The sequence below is a fragment of the Mycobacterium sp. 1164966.3 genome (assembly GCF_001665395.1).
In the GTDB taxonomy this organism is placed as follows: domain Bacteria; phylum Actinomycetota; class Actinomycetes; order Mycobacteriales; family Mycobacteriaceae; genus Mycobacterium.
In genome coordinates, this window is record NZ_LZSG01000066.1 from 1 (window position 1) to 1,445 (window position 1,445).

Here is a 1,445-nt window from a genome sequence, read left to right on the forward strand (position 1 = left end):
GCTTAGCCTCAAGTGATCGCTGCAACACCTTAGCGAGAGGTGTTGAGCGATATGGGGTATGTGACGGGGTTTCGGCGGCAGGGTGTTCATCTCGATGCCGTGTCAGCGGCGTCGGTGCGTGAGCGATTCTGGGAGGCGGTTAGCTCGGGGCTGTCGCCCACGGCGGCCGCGACGGTAGCCGGGGTAGCGGGCGCGACGGGTCGTAAATGGGCCAAGGGCGCGGGGTATCGAAGCACTCGTGGTCATTCCGGCACCCGGTACTCGCAGCAGGTGAGGGACGCGTTCTGGGCTGCGTTGCACGCTGGCGCGACGGTGGTGCAGGCCGCGGTAATCGCCGGCGTGTCAGAACACACCGGCCGGTATTGGGTCGATCAAGCTGGCTTTGTGCCCAGAACACCTATCGCTGCTGCTCCAGAGCCTGAAACACCGTCGGCGGCGGTGTCGTTTACCGAACGTTGCCGCCTCGAAGAGTTGTTCGTGTCGGGCTACTCCCAAGCCGATGCCGCGCGAATGTTGGGCCGGTCTGCTTCGACGATCAGCCGGGAAGTGGGTCGGGGAATGACCGTCTCGGGTTATCGGGCCCGGTTGGCCCAGGACACCGTCGACGCCGCCCGCGCCCGCCCCAAGCCGCGCAAGCTAGAGTCCAACCCCGCCCTGCTCGCCGAGGTCGTGCAACGCTTGGAACAGCGGCACAGTCCCGAGCAGATCGCAGCCCGGCTGCGCATAGATTTTCCCGACGATTCGGAGATGTGGGTGTCACACGAAACGATCTACCAAGCGTTATACGTGCAGCCCCGCGGGGAGTTGGCCCGCCAGATCAAGACCGCGTTGCGCACCGGACGGATACAACGGAAAAGTCAGGGCCGCAACACAACTGATAACCGCGGACACCTCAAGGACATGATCAACATCAGTGAGCGCCCACCTGAAGCCGACGACCGTGCCATTCCGGGGCACTGGGAAGGCGATCTGATCATCGGCAAGAACCAGGCGTCTCAGATCGCCACCCTGGTCGAGCGGACTACCGGATTCGTCGTGCTATTGCACCTGCCCGACGATCGCACCGCCGCCACTGTTGCCGAGGCGATGACTGCCAAGATCCCCGAGATCCCAGAGGTGCTGCGTCTGTCGTTGACCTGGGATCAAGGCAGTGAGATGGCGCTGCATACCAAGATCACCGAGGCCACCGGGCTGCCGATCTACTTCTGCGACCCGCACAGTCCCTGGCAGCGCGGCACCAACGAAAACACCAACGGCTTGCTGCTTCAGTACTTTCCCAAAGGTACTGACCTGTCCTTCCACGGGCCCGGCATCCTCGACAACGTCGCCGCCGAACTCAACGCCCGACCTCGCAAACGCCTCGGTTGGCGCACTCCCGCCGAAGAACTCCAACGACTACTGTCAGACCCGTCCACTTTTGTTGCAGCGACCGCCTGAATCCGCCT

1 protein-coding gene is annotated in these 1,445 nt (G+C 63.4%); it reads left to right on the plus strand.

What is annotated here, in order from left to right; translation table 11 throughout:
* Positions 1-51 precede the first annotated feature (51 nt).
* Positions 52-1,437 carry an IS30 family transposase gene (locus A9W99_RS24000; RefSeq protein WP_067384365.1) on the plus strand — a complete coding sequence of 462 codons (1,386 nt, stop codon included), beginning with the start codon at positions 52-54 and terminating at the stop codon, positions 1,435-1,437.
* Positions 1,438-1,445: the final 8 nt, after the last annotated feature.